Genomic DNA, 15201 nt, shown 5'->3' on the forward strand with positions numbered 1-15201 from the left:
TCCAAAGAATGGGTTGGCATTCCCTTCTCTCCTTCCTCTTAAAACCTGTACCCTATTTTAAATTAACAGGCTGTATTTTCCCAGCTATTCGAAAAATCGAATATTTGAGAAGAGGAAAAGCTGAGGCGATGCACTTTTTTTGCCATCCTGCTCTTGCCAAATTCTTCTCTCAATTGGAATCCAATACCGACCTATTTTTTGATAACGATCTTCATAGATCATCTTTGCTTGAGTTTTTTCTTCGGTTCCTGGGCTACCATACTCAGCAGTGTAGTGAGTGGGTAGGTAGCCCTCACCTGTATCGTAAAACTCTTGAACTGAGACTGTAATTGTCCGATTGGCAAGATGGCGATGCACCCTTTGAATGTGCTTGTCCTGAACCCAGTACCTATCAGTAGAAGATAAGCCCGAAACAAGAACTTCAGTGATGTCTGAATTTTGTGGCTCTCCATAGACAAAGGTGTGGCCACCGTGTTCTTCGTCGAAGGAATGACGAACGCGATGCACCATGATTTCCCACATCTGTTCCCTTATTTTCTGGCGGATCTCCTCGTCCTCGACGCCGGCAATATCAATCTTCATGTTGCGGTCAATACTCACAACTCCTGAGAAGGAGAGGCTGCTGTCATCTTCTTTGGGAAAGTAGGCTATCTCAGCTTGGTAGCCAGGAAAGTCCTTATCCCAGGTGTAGCGATTCTCAAAGGCCTCTCTAAACAGCTCTTTGGCCCGAGCTTGCTGTGCTACCATAATCTCCCCCTTAATGAGAAATTTTATTATTTAAATCCTAGTAGAGGCTGATGACTGGGGTTGGGATTTTAAGGCTTCCTTTAACTGTCCACCCACTCAGCTCTCTTTTTCTCGGAGCTCTTGGCGGTTGCCAACGGGTAGGGGGGCAGAGCAGCAATCCTTCACTTTGCCTGAGAGGGCCCTTGAAGTTAATGAAAATTATTAGCAAGGCGCTGTCCACCGGCAACAGAGAGAGAGCTAAGCTAAAGCTCGACGCTGTTGGCCTTTCGGCGACAGGCTGGCAGGAAGAGGGTCTGCTTTCTCAACTCACTCCATGTCCAAAATCCAGCCCCTGAACCCAGAGCGGATCGCCCAGATGGCCGCGGGAGAGGTGATTGACTCGCTGGAGGCGGCCCTACGGGAGTTGCTGGAAAATGCCCTCGATGCTCAGGCCACCCGCATTCAGGTAGAGATTTGGCCCAGTCGCTGGCAGGTGCGGGTGGCCGATAATGGGCAAGGGATCCCAGGTTCGGAGTTGGAGCAGGTGGCTCGCCGCCACACCACCAGCAAGTTAGATGGGCGTAGCCTGGGGTTTCGGGGCGAAGCCCTGCACAGCCTGGCCCGCCTGGGATCCCTGACGATTCAGACCCGCCATGCTGCGGATGCCCACGGCTGGCTGGCCGCCTACGACCGCCAAGGGGAGCTGACCCACAGGCAACCAGCAGCCATGGCCTTGGGAACGGTGGTCACGGTGGCGGATTTGTTTGCCGATTGGCCCTTGCGCCGCCGCTCCCTGCCCCAGACTCGCCCGCTCTTGACACTGGTGCAGAATGCAGCCTTGGCCCATCCTTGGGTGAGTTGGCAGGTGCGCCAGGAGGGGCAACTGTTGCTCAGCCTGTGGCCGGGCCAGTCTTTGCAAGATCTGCTGCTACAAGTGTTACCGCAGGTGGATCCCTCGGATCTGCGCTACCGACGGATCCGAGAGGGGGACAGCGATTGGGAAATGGTGCTGGGCCTACCGGATCGTCTGCATCGCCCCCGCCCCGATTGGATCCGCGTGGCCGTCAACGGGCGCTTTGTGCAGATGCCGGAGTGGCAACGGCTAATCCAGTCAGTCTTTCAGCACGCCTTGCCCCGCCACCGCTACCCGCTGGTGGTGGTGCACCTGCGCTTGCCGCCAGAGCAGGTGGACTGGAATCGCCATCCTGCCAAGAGCGAGCTCTATCTCCAGGATCCGGAGATCCGACAGGAGCAATTGCGCCAGCACTTGCACGCTCTTCTCCAATCGGGATCTGGCCAAGCCAGCCGCCGCTCGGTGCATCTCATCCGGGCCAGCGAGGCCAAGTCGGTTTATGAGGCCAGCCGGCAGCCCCATCTTCCCTTCAACCCAGCTCCTGCTGCTCCCGCTTGCTCGGCTCCCTCCCTGCCCCCTCTTAGGGCCCTGGCCCAACTGCACCGAATCTACATCCTGGCGGAGCACCCTCAGGGGCTATGGCTGGTGGAACAGCACCTGGCCCACGAGCGGGTGCGCTACGAGTACATCCAACGCCATTGGCAGCCGGTGGAGCTGGAGACACCTGTAATGCTGCAGGGACTATCCCCCCAAGCCGTGGAGCAGTTGGAGCAATTAGGGCTGGAGCCGGAACCCTTTGGCCCCAACACCTATCTGGTGCGCCGCCTGCCTCTGGCCCTGTGGTCGGAAGATCCCAAGGAGATTCAGGGATCCCTCCTGGAGCTGAGCCGCTGTGCTGACCTCGAATCAGCTCAAGTGGCGGTGGCCTGTCGTGGCGCCCTGCGCAATGGGATCCCCCTTACCCTGGAGCAGATGCAACAGTTGCTGGAGGCCTGGCAGCGCACCGCCAATCCCCACACTTGTCCCCATGGCCGGCCAGTGTATCTGGCTCTGGCCGAAAAAGATCTGGCCCGCTACTTTCGTCGCCGCTGGGGGATCTGCGACCGGCCTATTTCCAACTCCAAGATGGGATCTATTTTGGAGCTGGAGCCACTGGGGGATAGGTTTGCTGCCCAAGTGCGGCGCTCAGCCGGCTCTTCTGCCTCGGATCCCACGGACGAGGCCAACGCTGCCCCACTATAATCGGGGGTGTCCATCTGCTGGAACGCTCTAGAACCCCATGGCCTTCTACCTCAAACTCAGAACCCAAGAAGAGACCTGGCTGCAGCGCCATGCTCGTCCCATCTTGGCAACCTTGGCCAGCTTGGGATCCCTGTTGACGGCCTACCTCACCTACACCAAGCTGACCGATCAGCCTGCCGCTTTCTGCACGGGGGATGGGGGGTGCGACCTGGTGCTCTCCAGCCGTTGGGCAGAGTTTTTGGGGATCCCGACGGCAACAGTTGGCCTGCTGGGGTTTTTGGGGGTCTTGGCGCTGGCGGTGCTGCCGGATGGGATCCCGCTGGTGAAGCGGTGGCGCTGGCCGGCCCTGTTTGGTCTGGTTTCCGCCATGACCGCCTTTGAAATGTACATGCTCTACCTGATGGTGGGGGTGCTGCGGCAATTTTGTCTGTATTGCACCACCGCCATAGTCTTGGTGGCCGGCCTGTGGGCGGTAACCCTGCTGGGCCACCGCTGGCTGGATTGGGGCAAGCTGGCCTTTAGCTACATTCTCGTGAGCTTTCTCACCTTGGTGACCACCATTGGGGTGTATGCCAACCAAGTTCCTCCCCCCAGCCCCCTGGCGGCAGGGTTGGCGGCCCACCTGCGGCAGATCGGCGGCACCATGTACGGGGCCTACTGGTGCCCCCATTGTCAGGAGCAGAAAGAGCTGTTTGGGTCGGCCTTTGCCCAAGTGCCTTACGTGGAGTGCTCCCCCAACGGTCCCGGTACGCCCCAAGCCCAGGCATGCACAGAAGCAGGGATCACCAGCTATCCCACCTGGATCATCAACGGCCGCACCTACGTGGGGCTGCGCTCGCTGGAAGCCTTGGCGGCAGCTTCCGGCTACCCTCTCGAGCCCGGCGGAGGACAGTAGTTCTCCAGTAGCGATGGCAGGAAGAGGCGTACACAGTTTCGCCCGGCTTGCTTGGCCTGGTAGAGGGCCTCGTCCGCTCGCTGGAGAGCAGTTTCTGGATCTAAGGGGGCATCTTCGCTGATAACGATCCCGCCAATGCTAATGGTGACAGGCACGCTGCGTTTGGGCGAAACGTCAATTGGCCGGCTGGCGATGGCCCGGCGCAGAGACTCGGCGTAGCGGTGGCAGTGGGCGGGGTTGAGCCCAGGGGTGACGCAGACAAATTCTTCGCCGCCGTAGCGGTAGAGCAGGCTGGAGGGACGCAGTTGATTGTGCAGCCGCCCAACAAGGGCCTGCAACACGCAGTCGCCGATGAAGTGGCCGTAGGTGTCGTTGACCTGCTTGAAGTAATCCACATCCATCATCAGCAGGCAGAGATAGCGATAGCGGGCTTGCCCACGGGGCCCCACCTGCTTGAGTAAATGGGGCAACGCCTGGTCGAGAGCGCGGCGGTTCAAGGCTCCAGTCAAGGGATCCGTCAAAGACAGAGACTCCAACAGCTCGTTGCGGGCCCGCAGTTGCCGGTTGGCCTGGGCCAGAGCTCGGGTGAGCCGCTGCAGGCGCAGTCCCGCCCGTACCCGGGCCCGCAGCTCCTCAGCCTCGACCGGCTTAACGATAAACTCGTCCGCCCCTGCATCCAGCCCCTGCACCCGATCCTCAACTTCGGAGCGGGCGGTGAGCAAAAGGAAGTAGACAAACTGGCCGGCAGCGGAGTGCTTCAGACGGCGACAGAGCTCTACTCCAGACAAACCCGGCATGACCCAGTCGCAGATGATCAAATCCGGCCATTCGCTTTCATCCAGGGTCTGCAGGTGCTCCCAGGCCAACTGGCCGCTTTCCCAGCTTTCCACCCGGTAGTTGGAGCTTTTGAGGACTTCGCCGATGTAACGACCGTTCACCGGGTCATCGTCGATGACCCAAATGCAGGGAACCTGAGCCGGCACGTGGCTCCACGAAACTTCCTCCAAGGGCAAGGGCTCCGTCCCACCAACGGGAGCGGAAACCAAGCTGGGGGAAGGCTGCCAGCCTTCGAGTTCAGCCGACAACATGAGGAGAAACCCTGATACGACGAAGTAATGCCAATTCTATCCCTGAGGTCTAGCTGCAGCTAGAGCTGGGAGTGGCCAGGCAAGCCGGATTGGCGGGCTGTTCGCCCAGGCCAAGGTGCAATGCTTCCACAAACTGCCGCACCCGGATGGGGTCGATGAGGGGAAAGGGATCCGCACAGCCCACCGGCATGCCGGCGGAACGGGCCGGCCGTTTCAGAGAACTGGCCACAATCACGCCATCCGCGTGGCGGATGAGGGTGCCGATGTTTTCGGCGGTGGCCCCTGAGCCAATCAACAGAGGTACCTGAGGGGCAACTTGGCGGGCCAGCTTCAAATCTTCCAGAAGAGGCGGTTTTCCGGTGGCCCAGCCGGAGAGAACAATGGCATCGGCTAGGCCGCGCTCCACCGTGTCGGCGATAGCCGCCTCCAGGCTAATGGGACTTAGGGGCTGAGCGTGCTTCACCAGCACATCGGCAAAGATCTTGATGTCGGCCCCCAGCTCGCGGCGGTAGCGCAGCAGGCGGTGGGCATTTCCCTCAATGATGCCCTGGTCGGTCACCATCGCCCCGCAGAGGACATTGACCCGGATAAACTGGGCCCCCACACAGGCGGCAATGGCTAGGGCGCTGTAGCCATCGTTGCGCAGGACGTTGATCCCGATGGGCAGGGAGACCAGCATTTTCAGTCGCTGGACAACTGCGGTCATGGCGCTCACCACCGCCGCATCCACCTGCTCCTTGGCAAAGGGCGCATCGTAAAAGTTCTCGACGAGGATCCCATCTACTCCTCCTGCTGCCAAGGCCGTGGCAGCCTGCTCCGCCTGAGCGATCACCCACTCCAGGTCGCCGCCCCAACGGGGGGAGGTGGGAAGCGGCAACAGATGAACCACCCCAATAACTGGATGGGGGGTTTTGAACAGGTGTTGCAGCAGGTTCACCGGCAAGTTCCCTCAGGGATCCATAACAATCTTACGCCCGGATTGGATCCCTGGCGGCATTCTCTCCGAGGAGAAAGGGGCGGGATTCCTGGCAGCGGCCAGGCCGCGCAACAGGCGGGGAACTAGGCTTGGCCCTTCATAGGCCCAGCCGGTATAGACCTGGAGCAGGCTGGCCCCGGCCTCCAGTTTCTCCAGGGCGTCGGCCAGAGTGAAAATGCCCCCCACTCCAATAATCGGCAATTGCCCCTGGGTGGCTTGGTGAATGTAGCGGATCACCTGGGTGGAGCGCTGTCGCAGGGGGGCGCCGCTGATGCCGCCGGCTGCCGTAGCGAGGGGCCCCAGGCCGGGCAGGAAGCGGGTTTTCAGGTTGTCGCGGCGCAGGGTAGTGTTGGTGGCTACAATCCCCGCCAGTCCGTAGGCTTGGGCCAGCTCCAGGATGGCGTCAATTGCTGGCCAATCCAAGTCAGGGGCAATCTTCACCAAAAGGGGCTTCTGTCCGCGATTTTCCCCCTGCAACGTCGCTAGGATGGGCGCCAACTGCTCGGCAGCCTGCAGGGATCGCAATCCCGCCGTGTTGGGGGAGCTGACGTTGACCACAAAATAGTCTCCCAGCTCCCGCAACAGACGAAAGCTGGCCAGGTAGTCGGCAGCCGCCGCCTCCAGGGGGGTGGCCTTCCCTTTGCCCAGGTTGATGCCAATGGGAATGAGACGTTGGCGCAGCCGGCGCAGCCGTTCGGCCAGAGCTGCCGCCCCCTGGTTGTTGAAGCCCATGTGGTTGAGAGCAGCCCGATCCTGGGGCAACTGGAACAGGCGCGGCTTGGGGTTGCCCGGCTGGGGCTGAGGAGTGACGGTGCCCACCTCCACAAAGCCAAAGCCCAAGCTGGGCCAGACGGCCAAAGCGTGACCATCCTTGTCAAAGCCCGCGGCCAGGCCGATGGGATTGGGGAAAGTGAGGCCCCAGAGCCGTACTTCTAGCCGGGGATCCCGATAGCAGAACAGGCGCTCCAAAAGAGCCAGGATCCCGGTAGCCTGGGTGGCGTCCAGCCACTCCAGGGCGCGCAAGAGCCCCACCTTGACCGCTTCCGGGTCAGCCCTCAGGCCCGAAAAAAGCAAGGGCCGCAGCACATCTCGGTACAGGTTCACAGCAAAGACTTGCTCCCCTCCTGTTGATCTTCCCCAAAAAACAGGGGCCTGCAAAAGTCTCCTCTGCAGACCCCCGCTTTTGAGCTTAGGCGGGAACTGGCCCGGCCAAGCCGAGCACCACCGGCCTAAAGACTCTTAGCCTTCCGGCTCAAACACCTGCAAATCCACGATCTTTCCTTCTTTAAAAGTCCAGTGGGCAAAGGTTCCAGCCACGTCTCCCTTCTCGTCGAAGTTCAGCGAGCCGGAAGCACCGGTGTAGTCAATGTCCTCCCCTTTCTTGAGTAGCTCCACCGCCTTGGCCCACTCTCCTGGCAGGATCTCGGTGCCGGGGGGATTGGCCACTTGCCGCAGAGCATCGCGGATGGCGGTGCCATCGGTGCTGCCGGCCTTTTGAATGGCCAGAGCTAAGAGGAAGGCGGCGTCGTAGGCGGTGTCAATGTAAGGCGTGGGGGGCAGCTCCCCGTAGGTAGTTTTGTAGGCTTCGGCAAAGCTCTGGTAAGCCTTGCTATCGGTGAGGGCCTGGGGCGAAGTGCCGATGGATCCCTCAAGCTTGTCCGCCCCCACCTGGGTGGCCAGATCGGGAGAGCGCATGCCGTCTGTGAAGACAAAGCGGTCAAATAGCCCCCCTTCCAAAGCCTGCCGCAGGATAACCGCACCATTTTCTGGATAGCCAATAACCACTAGGGCCTGGGGATCCCCTTCCTTGAGCTGATCCAGCTCGCCGCGGTAGGAGGCTTTGCCGGGCTCGTAGGGGACGGCCTTGGTGATCTTGCCTCCCTGCTTCTCAAAGGCTGCCTTGAAGCTGTCGGCCAGCCCTTGGCCGTAGTCGTTGTTGATGTAGATAACCGCCAGGCGATCCAGCTTCTCTTCGCGGGTAATTTGCGCCAGGGCTACCCCTTGGAAAGCATCGGAAGGAACGGTGCGGAACAGAAAGTCATTGTCGTCCAAGGTGGTGATGCTGGGAGCAGTAGAAGCGGGCGAAATCTGCGGAATCTTGCTGGGAACTGTTACTGTTGTGGCCACTGGGATGGTAACGCCACTGCCCAAAGCACCAATAATGGCGGCCACCTTCTCCACATTCACGAGCCGCTGGGCAGCATCGATAGCCGGCTGGGCTGAGGTTTGGTCATCCGCCTCCACCACTTGGATTTGGGATCCGAGGACGCCGCCAGCAGCGTTGATCTGATCCAGGGCCAGCTTGATGCCCTTGAGGCAGTTTTCCCCATAGGCTTGCAGGTCGCCTGTCAAAGACAGCAGCGCTCCAATTTTGATCGGGGTTTGGGCTGCTTGCTGAGCTGTGCTCGGCAGCAGGGTGGTGGCCAGCGCCGCTGCCGTCAGAGCTGCCGCCGTTGCGAAGGCCCGCCGGGTCAGTTTGTGCACAGAGGACATAACCAAGAACCTCCAATGAGGGAATAAAACTGCGATTCCCAAAAGTTGATGGTACAGAAGCAGACGTTGGCTTACCTCGGAGAGTTCCCTCCTAGAGTCAGCCCAACCCCCAAGGAGTAGCTTTTTGGCAAACCTATTCCCGAGTTTGGTTAAATAGGGCTCGCTATCCTACGATAAAAGTTCATACAATGGCGGATCCATTGGGTAATCGAGTTTTCCCAGAGCAGCAGCGTGATTGTTATCGACAACATCTCCAAACAGTTTGGCGGCGTCAATGCCCTGGATCGCTGTTCCTTCCGCATCGAAGCTGGCCGGATCACGGGCTTGATCGGCCCCAACGGGGCGGGGAAAACAACTCTTTTTAACATCATTGCCGGGTTTATTCGACCCAGCAGCGGCCGCATTTGGCTGGATGGGGAAGATGTCACCGGCCTGCCTCCCCACCGCTTGTTCCACCGCGGGCTGGTGCGCACCTTCCAGATCCCGCGGGAGTTTGGCCGCATGACCGTTCTAGAAAACTTGATGGTCGTCCCTCCTGAGCAGGCGGGGGAGAACCTGTTCAACACCTGGTTCCGCTGGCGACGCGTGCAACGGCAAGAGCGCCAGCTTCAGGCTCGGGCTGAAGAAGTTTTGGAACGGCTCAACCTCATCCACCTACGCGATCAACTGGCGGTCAACCTTTCCGGCGGACAAAAGAAGCTGCTGGAACTGGGACGTACTCTAATGGCGAACGCGCGGGTCATCCTCTTGGACGAGCCAGGGGCTGGTGTCAACCGCACGCTGCTGGCGGACTTGATGTGCTTTATCGAGTACCTCAACCGTGAGCGCGGCTGCACCTTCTGCATCATCGAACACGACCTGGATCTGGTGACTCGCCTTTGCCACCATGTGGTGGTCATGGCGGGGGGGAGGGTGCTGACGCAGGGATCCATGCAGGAAATCAAGCAAAACCCAGCCGTGCGTGAGGCCTATCTCGGATCCATTGCCCTGGCGGATGCTCTCAGCTCCGGGCCGGCCTCCACCGTCTCGCCGGAGGGATCCCCCCCATGACCCCTTTGCTAGAGATTCAAGATCTCTACAGCGGCTACCGCGGCGTGGACATCCTCAAAGGGATCCGCCTCAAGGTCAATCCGGGCCAAATTGTGGTCATCATCGGCCCCAACGGCGCGGGCAAATCCACGGTGCTCAAGTCCCTCTTTGGGCTGGCCACCATCCACTCTGGCCGGGTGCTGTTCCAAGGCTCTGACATCACCCATCTCCCTGCCGAGCAACTGGTGCGGCGGGGGATTGGCTTTGTGCCCCAAACCAACAATGTCTTTCCCTCCCTCACGGTGGAGGAAAACCTGGAGATGGGGGCCTTTATCCGGCGCGATAACTACACTGCTCAACTGGAGCGGGTTTATGAGCTGTTTCCGCCCCTAAAAGAGAAGCGAAAGCAAGCGGCGGGATCCCTCTCCGGTGGGCAGCGGCAGATGCTGGCCATGGGGCGGGCGTTGATGACAGAGCCCCGGCTGTTGTTACTGGACGAGCCCACTGCTGGCCTGTCGCCCCTGTACGTTGAGCAGACCTTTGCTCTCCTGCAGGAGATCAACCGCCTTGGCGTCAGCATCCTGATGGTGGAGCAAAATGCCAAGCAGGCTCTGGCTATAGCGGACTGGGGCTACGTCTTGTCCATGGGAGAAAACCGCTTTGAGGATACTGGCCCCAACCTGTTGCGCAATCCCCAAGTGCTGGAGCTGTTTTTGGGAGGTTGAGGCCCTCACCCCCAGCCCCTCTTTCGAGGGGGAGGGGAGCTAGGCGGAGCTGGCCAGTTGGACTGCCTGCCTGAGAAGGGCTTCCACAAAGCCCATTGCCTCCTGGGCGGAGTGGCCAGCGGCCAGTTGGGCCAATTCTTCCCGGCGCTCCCTCTCTCCCAGAGGATCCACCCCCACGCAGGTCCGCCCTTCTTGCACCACTTTGTAAACCCGCAGGTGGTGATCGGCTAGGGCAGCAATCAGGGGTTGGTGGGTAACGCAGAGAACTTGGTGGTTCCGGGCAAGCTGGTGCAATTTGGCGGCGATGGCCTGCGCCACCTTGCCGGATACGCCAACGTCGATCTCGTCAAAAACCAGGGTAGCCACCGGATCGACGCGGCTGAACACCGCCTTTAAGGCCAGTAGAAAACGGCTCATCTCGCCGCCGGAGGCAATCTCCGCCAGGGGTTGCAGGGGCTCGCCGGGGTTGGGGCTAAACCAAAAGCTCACCTGATCCACCCCTTCGGCGGTGGGGGATCCTGGCTGGATTTGCACCTGGAATTGCACGCCGCTCATCCCCAGGGGCCTGAGCTCCTCAATGAGGGCCTTTTCCAGTTTCCGGGCCGCCTGCTGCCGCAGGTGGGAAAGCGCCTGGCAGTGGCGCTCCAGCTCCTGGGCTGCCTGGTCTAGCCGCGCCTCTAGTTCCTCCAAGTCGGTGTTCTCGTGCCGCAGTTGGGCCAACTCTGCCTGCACCCGCTGCGCGTGGGCCATCACCTCGGCCAGGGTGGGGCCGTATTTGCGGCAGGCCTGGCGCAGTTGGGCAAGGCGCCGTTCAACTTTGTTTAGCCGACTGGGATCTGCTTCCAGGGTCTCGCCGTAGCGCAGCAGCTCCCGTCCGGCCTCCTCCACCTGAACGAGGGCGCTGCTAACCAGTTCGAGGAGGGGAGTTAGGTCGGGATCCCGTTGAGCCATGCTCTGCAGCAACCGCTCGGCTTGGGCCAACAAGTCAGCAATAGCCGGCGAGCCGCTGTCGTTTTGGTAGAGCAGTTGGTGGACGGCATAGCTCTGCTGCTGCAGTTCCACGCAGTGGGCTAGGCGCTCCCGCTCCCGCTCCAATTTGGTCAGCTCGTCGGGATCCTCTAGGCGCAGGGCAGCCAGTTCTTGGGCTTGCAACTCCAGGAGATCCAGCCGCTGCAGCCGCAGTTGTTGGTTTTGTTGGCGGGATGCTATCTCTGCTTTGAGCTGGCTCCAGGTTTGGTAGCAAGCTGCCACCTCTAGGCGCAGGCGCAACAGCTCTTCGCCGCCAAAGGCATCCAGCCAGCGGCGCTGAGTTTGGGGCAACTGGAGCTGGATTGTCTGACCCTGGGCGGTGATCTCCATCAGGTGGGAGCGCAGGCTGAGCATCTGAGCCTTGTTCACCAGCACCCCGTTGACTCGCAGGCGGCTGCTGAGCTTGCCGTTGCGCACCCCCAGCTCGCGGCTGCAGACCAGGCCTTCTTCCAAAGGCTCAATTTGCTCCTGCTCTAGCCAGGCCTCCAGGGCGGCCGTGGGCTGGAAAACGGCTTCCACTAGGCCTCGCTCGCTGCCGCTGCGCAGAGTGCGAGCTGGCCCCCCTAGCGCGGCATCGAGAGCCTCGAGAATGATAGATTTGCCTGCCCCTGTTTCTCCCGTGAGTACATTCAGCCCCGCCCGAAAGGGGATCTCCAAGTGCTCGATGAGGGCGAAGTTCTCGATCCGCAACAGGCGCAACATAGGGATCCCGTTGGCCGTCCTGTCTCAGGTTAGCCCACCTGCCGACTTAGGCAGAACGGGGGAAGAGCAGCTTCAAGGGGTGGCCTCCGGCGTCTCCTCTGTTCTAGCGGCGGTATCGGCAAGCGGCTCGGAGGTAGCGGCTGGGGCATTGGGTGTATTAGGCGCTACCTCTGCCTCCTGGAGAGAGGCGGAGGGTTCGAGCTCGGCTTTTGGCTCTGTGGCGGTGGGCTCGGGGGCAGCAGCAGCAGCTTGGGCAGCCTCTTCCTGCTTTTGCCGCTCGTAGCGGCGCCGTTTGATCCCCTCATCCACCCACACGTACACCAGACTGAGAAGGGAGAGCCCTGCCGTTCCAATTAAAACCCAGAGTAGATTGTTGTCTATCGTCATGAGGTGAGATCCGTCAAACTCTGCCGCCAGGGGGAAACGCTGCCCTCAAGGCTTGATCTTACCGTTGAAGCTGCTCTGCCCAACCTTAAAAGACGGGATCCACCCTTTTGCCATGCGCTACCTCAAGTTTTACAAACCCTACGGCGTGCTCACCCAATTTACCGACCGGCAGGGGCGGCCAACTCTCAAGTCTTTCATCCCGGTGCCCAGGGTCTATCCGGTGGGGCGGTTGGATCGAGATAGCGAAGGTCTGCTTCTGCTGACCGACGATGGCCGCCTCAACGCCTGCCTCATCGATCCCAAGTTTGGCCACGAGCGCACCTACTGGGTGCAGGTGGAAGGGATCCCCACGCCGCAGGCTCTGCAACAGTTGGAAAAAGGGGTGATCATCCAGGGGCGGAAAACCCGCCCTGCCCAGGTGAGGGTTCTCACCGAAGAGCCACCCTTGCCACCGCGGGATCCGCCCATTCGCTTTCGCCGCTCCATCCCCACCACTTGGCTGGAGCTGACGCTGCAGGAAGGTCGCAATCGCCAGGTGCGCCGCATGACCGCCGCTGTCGGCATCCCAACTCTGCGATTGGTGCGAGTGCGGCTGGGCCCTCTCTCGCTGGAGGGACTAGCTCCCGGCCAGTGGCAGGATCTCAGTGAGGCGGAGTTGGCCCGCCTGCGGCAGTGTTGTTTTGGCCAGCCACGCCGTCCCCAGCTGAAGCGGGAGCTAAGTTTACAGCACCCCTTTTGAGCTGGGGATCCCATCCTGTCGGCGCGGATCCCGCTCTACGGCCATGCGCAGAGCGCGGGCAAAGGCTTTGAAACTGGCTTCAACAATGTGGTGGGCATTGAGGCCGGCTGCCTGGCGGATGTGCAGGGTCAGCTGGGCGTGGTTGACCACTGCCTGGTAAAACTCCCGCACCAACTGGGTTTCGTAGCGGCCAATGCGCTCCACAGTTAGCTCCAGGCCGTAGCTGAGGTGGGGGCGTCCGGAAACATCCAGTACCACCTGCACCAAGGCCTCATCCAAAGGCGCCCAGAAGTGGCCAAAACGGTAAATGCCGCGCCGATCCTGCAGCGCCTGGGCTAGGGCTTGTCCCAACGCGATGCCCACATCTTCGTTGGTGTGGTGATCGTCGATGTGCAGATCCCCCACCGCTTTGATCTGGAGATCAATCAGCCCATGGGTGCTGAGCTGGGCCAGCATGTGGTCCAAAAAGGGGATCCCCGTGTCGATCTCGTGCTGCCCCTTGCCATCGAGGTTGAGGCGAACCTGCACGTCCGTCTCTGCTGTGCGACGGTGAACAAAAGCCACTCTGGGCTGGAGCGAGCACGTGGAATCTAGGGCAGTCATGGGAACCAAAGCAGCAGGAACACCCCACCTCTAGCATCGCACAAGCCTGCTGCCCTATGGCTACTGCAACCCCACCTTGCCAGCCTGAGCAGGCATCATCGCTTCCCCGCTAGCCCCGATCCCAGCCGTCCAGCCTAGGGAGTGGATCTGGCAGGGGGTTTCCCTCACCCCTGCCCCCTCTTCCTTTGGGAGGATCTGAAGTGGCCTGGAACTTCCCTCGAGGAAGTCGCTGTAGATTGCTGTAGGTAGAGAGATCGCGGCAAAGGGGATTGCCGTTTGCAGGATTGGCAGCAGGTTTACTCTGCCCTCAAGCGGTACTGGGGCTACGAGGCGCTGCGGCCGCCCCAGGATCGGGTAATCCGCGCCTTGCTGGAGAAGCGGGATGCCCTCGTGGTGCTGCCGACGGGCTTTGGCAAGTCCTTGTGTTTTCAACTGCCGGCTTTGCTGCAGACAGGCCTGACCTTGGTGGTCTCACCCCTGATTGCCCTGATGGAGGACCAAGTTCAGGATCTCTGGAGGCGCCGTCTGCCGGCAGCCTGTCTGCACAGCGAGCTAGAACCGGCTCTGCGCAAGCGAGTGTTGCGGGCGTTGGCGGAGAATCGGCTGCGTCTACTCTATCTAGGGCCGGAAACCCTCTTTAGCCCGCCGGTCTGGGAGCGGCTGCAACAGGTGCCTATCAACGGCCTCATGGTGGACGAGGCGCACACCTTGGTGCACTGGGGAGGATCCTTCCGGCCCGACTACCGCCGCCTGGGGTTGGTGCGTCCTGCCTTGGGCCAGCCTGCCTTTCCCATCGCTGCCTTTACTGCCACCGCCGATCCCGATACCCTCAACCGCCTGCGCCACATCCTAGGGCTACAGCAGCCGGAGTGCATCCGCGCCGATCCCCTGCGGGCCAATATCTCCCTCCATGTGGAGGTGGCCTGGAGCCCAGCGGATCGCCGTCGCCGCCTGCTGCGCTTCCTGGCCGAAAACCCCGGCTCGGGCCTGGTGTATGTGCGCACCCGGCGGGATGGGGAGGAGCTGGCCGAGTGGCTGGGCCGACAAAACCAGAAAACCGCCACCTACCACGGCGGGCTGGAAGCGGGATCCCGCCGCCAGCTGGAACGGGCTTGGCTAGAGGGCAAGCTGCGCTTTTTGGTCTGTACCAACGCCTTTGGCATGGGCATCAACAAGCCGGACGTGCGTTGGGTGCTGCACTTTCACCCGCCCCCTAACTTGATGGACTATCTGCAGGAGGTGGGGCGGGGCGGGCGGGATGGTGGCCCTTGCCGGGCCCTCATGCTTGTCTCGGAGCCGACGGGCCTGCTGGATCCCACCGATCGCCAGCGCCAAGCCTATTTCTATTCCCAGCAGGAGCGCCTGCTGGCCCAAGCACGGCGTTTGCTCCAAACTCTGCCCTCCCAGGGATCCTATGCCGACTTGCCCCCAGGGGAGACGCGGGTGGCCCTGGGCCTGTTACAGGAAATGGGCTGTCTGCACTGGCCAGATCCCTTTCACTTCCAGGTGCTGCACCGCCGCTGGCAACCGCCACGGCGGGAGGATCCCTGGCGGGGGATGGAGGACTTCATCCACAGCCGCGGCTGTCGCTGGCAGGCAATTTTGCAACATTTTGGCTACCCTGAGAACCAGTCCGGCCTGCCCTGCGGCACCTGCGACCGCTGCCGGGCTTCCCAAAGGCGTTGAGGGTTTCGGCAGCCGGCAGAGGGGTTAG

At 61.1% G+C, this 15201-nt stretch carries 14 protein-coding genes; 6 read left to right on the plus strand and 8 right to left on the minus strand.

Going from position 1 to position 15201, the window contains the following annotated elements; all coding sequences use genetic code 11:
- Positions 1-84: 84 nt before the first annotated feature.
- Entirely contained in the window at positions 85-747 is a 663-nt protein-coding gene (locus NW863_RS01600) for a DUF3386 domain-containing protein (protein ID WP_414364015.1), read from the minus strand.
- A 313-nt stretch (positions 748-1060) separates the two neighbouring features.
- On the opposite strand from NW863_RS01600, the gene mutL reads away from it, so the two are divergent.
- Positions 1061-2821: a DNA mismatch repair endonuclease MutL gene (gene mutL, locus NW863_RS01605; RefSeq protein WP_414364016.1), complete on the plus strand. Its 1761-nt coding sequence runs from the start codon at positions 1061-1063 to the stop codon at positions 2819-2821.
- A gap of 37 nt (positions 2822-2858) precedes the next feature.
- Positions 2859-3716 (plus strand): vitamin K epoxide reductase family protein, encoded by an 858-nt coding sequence (locus NW863_RS01610; RefSeq protein WP_414364017.1) that lies wholly within the window; start codon positions 2859-2861, stop codon positions 3714-3716.
- Here NW863_RS01610 and NW863_RS01615 read toward each other — a convergent pair.
- From NW863_RS01615 to NW863_RS01630, 4 genes are all read right to left on the minus strand, one after another.
- Positions 3686-4804, minus strand: coding sequence for a diguanylate cyclase (locus tag NW863_RS01615; protein ID WP_414364018.1), 1119 nt, complete (start codon positions 4802-4804; stop codon positions 3686-3688). The two genes, NW863_RS01610 and NW863_RS01615, sit on opposite strands and share 31 nt — an antisense overlap.
- A gap of 49 nt (positions 4805-4853) precedes the next feature.
- Positions 4854-5741 (minus strand): photosystem I biogenesis protein BtpA, encoded by an 888-nt coding sequence (gene btpA, locus NW863_RS01620; protein WP_414364019.1) that lies wholly within the window; start codon positions 5739-5741, stop codon positions 4854-4856.
- A gap of 12 nt (positions 5742-5753) precedes the next feature.
- Positions 5754-6884 carry a quinone-dependent dihydroorotate dehydrogenase gene (locus NW863_RS01625; protein WP_414364020.1) on the minus strand — a complete coding sequence of 377 codons (1131 nt, stop codon included), beginning with the start codon at positions 6882-6884 and terminating at the stop codon, positions 5754-5756.
- Positions 6885-7019: 135 nt separating this feature from the next.
- Positions 7020-8273: an ABC transporter substrate-binding protein gene (locus NW863_RS01630; RefSeq protein ID WP_414364021.1), complete on the minus strand. Its 1254-nt coding sequence runs from the start codon at positions 8271-8273 to the stop codon at positions 7020-7022.
- A gap of 231 nt (positions 8274-8504) precedes the next feature.
- Between NW863_RS01630 and NW863_RS01635 the strand changes: the two genes are divergently transcribed.
- The gene (locus NW863_RS01635) at positions 8505-9323 is read left to right on the plus strand and encodes an ABC transporter ATP-binding protein (protein ID WP_414364022.1); all 819 of its coding nucleotides are present in this window, start codon (positions 8505-8507) and stop codon (positions 9321-9323) included.
- Positions 9320-10027, plus strand: a complete 708-nt coding sequence (locus NW863_RS01640; protein ID WP_414364023.1) for an ABC transporter ATP-binding protein — start codon at positions 9320-9322, stop codon at positions 10025-10027. The genes NW863_RS01635 and NW863_RS01640 overlap by 4 nt, the downstream gene beginning before the upstream one ends.
- A 39-nt stretch (positions 10028-10066) precedes the next feature.
- Here the strand turns inward: NW863_RS01640 and recN are convergent, their stop codons facing one another.
- The gene (gene recN / locus NW863_RS01645; RefSeq protein WP_414364024.1) at positions 10067-11758 is read right to left on the minus strand and encodes a DNA repair protein RecN; all 1692 of its coding nucleotides are present in this window, start codon (positions 11756-11758) and stop codon (positions 10067-10069) included.
- Positions 11759-11830: 72 nt separating this feature from the next.
- Positions 11831-12145, minus strand: a complete 315-nt coding sequence (locus NW863_RS01650; protein ID WP_414364025.1) for a hypothetical protein — start codon at positions 12143-12145, stop codon at positions 11831-11833.
- 112 nt (positions 12146-12257) lie between these two features.
- Between NW863_RS01650 and NW863_RS01655 the strand changes: the two genes are divergently transcribed.
- A complete protein-coding gene (locus tag NW863_RS01655) occupies positions 12258-12884 on the plus strand; it encodes a pseudouridine synthase (RefSeq protein WP_414364026.1) in 627 nt (208 codons plus the stop codon).
- Here the strand turns inward: NW863_RS01655 and hisB are convergent.
- Positions 12867-13487: an imidazoleglycerol-phosphate dehydratase HisB gene (gene hisB / locus NW863_RS01660; protein ID WP_414359343.1), complete on the minus strand. Its 621-nt coding sequence runs from the start codon at positions 13485-13487 to the stop codon at positions 12867-12869. The two genes, NW863_RS01655 and hisB, sit on opposite strands and share 18 nt — an antisense overlap.
- Positions 13488-13763: 276 nt before the next feature.
- On the opposite strand from hisB, the gene NW863_RS01665 reads away from it, so the two are divergent.
- Positions 13764-15173, plus strand: coding sequence for a RecQ family ATP-dependent DNA helicase (locus NW863_RS01665; RefSeq protein WP_414364027.1), 1410 nt, complete (start codon positions 13764-13766; stop codon positions 15171-15173).
- Positions 15174-15201: the final 28 nt, after the last annotated feature.

Source organism: Synechococcus sp. B60.1 (assembly GCF_047462555.1).
Lineage (GTDB): Bacteria > Cyanobacteriota > Cyanobacteriia > Thermostichales > Thermostichaceae > Thermostichus.

What these genes read in the sequence shown, in the direction of transcription:
- NW863_RS01610 (WP_414364017.1), top strand. Translation starts at nt 2,859, where the DNA reads ATGGCCTTCTACCTCAAACTCAGAACCCAAGAAGAGACCTGGCTGCAG.
- NW863_RS01615 (WP_414364018.1), bottom strand. Translation starts at nt 4,804, where the DNA reads ATGTTGTCGGCTGAACTCGAAGGCTGGCAGCCTTCCCCCAGCTTGGTT.
- NW863_RS01650 (WP_414364025.1), bottom strand. Translation starts at nt 12,145, where the DNA reads ATGACGATAGACAACAATCTACTCTGGGTTTTAATTGGAACGGCAGGG.
- hisB (WP_414359343.1), bottom strand. Translation starts at nt 13,487, where the DNA reads ATGACTGCCCTAGATTCCACGTGCTCGCTCCAGCCCAGAGTGGCTTTT.
- recN (WP_414364024.1), bottom strand. Translation starts at nt 11,758, where the DNA reads ATGTTGCGCCTGTTGCGGATCGAGAACTTCGCCCTCATCGAGCACTTG.
- NW863_RS01640 (WP_414364023.1), top strand. Translation starts at nt 9,320, where the DNA reads ATGACCCCTTTGCTAGAGATTCAAGATCTCTACAGCGGCTACCGCGGC.
- mutL (WP_414364016.1), top strand. Translation starts at nt 1,061, where the DNA reads ATGTCCAAAATCCAGCCCCTGAACCCAGAGCGGATCGCCCAGATGGCC.
- NW863_RS01630 (WP_414364021.1), bottom strand. Translation starts at nt 8,273, where the DNA reads ATGTCCTCTGTGCACAAACTGACCCGGCGGGCCTTCGCAACGGCGGCA.
- NW863_RS01600 (WP_414364015.1), bottom strand. Translation starts at nt 747, where the DNA reads ATGGTAGCACAGCAAGCTCGGGCCAAAGAGCTGTTTAGAGAGGCCTTT.
- NW863_RS01655 (WP_414364026.1), top strand. Translation starts at nt 12,258, where the DNA reads ATGCGCTACCTCAAGTTTTACAAACCCTACGGCGTGCTCACCCAATTT.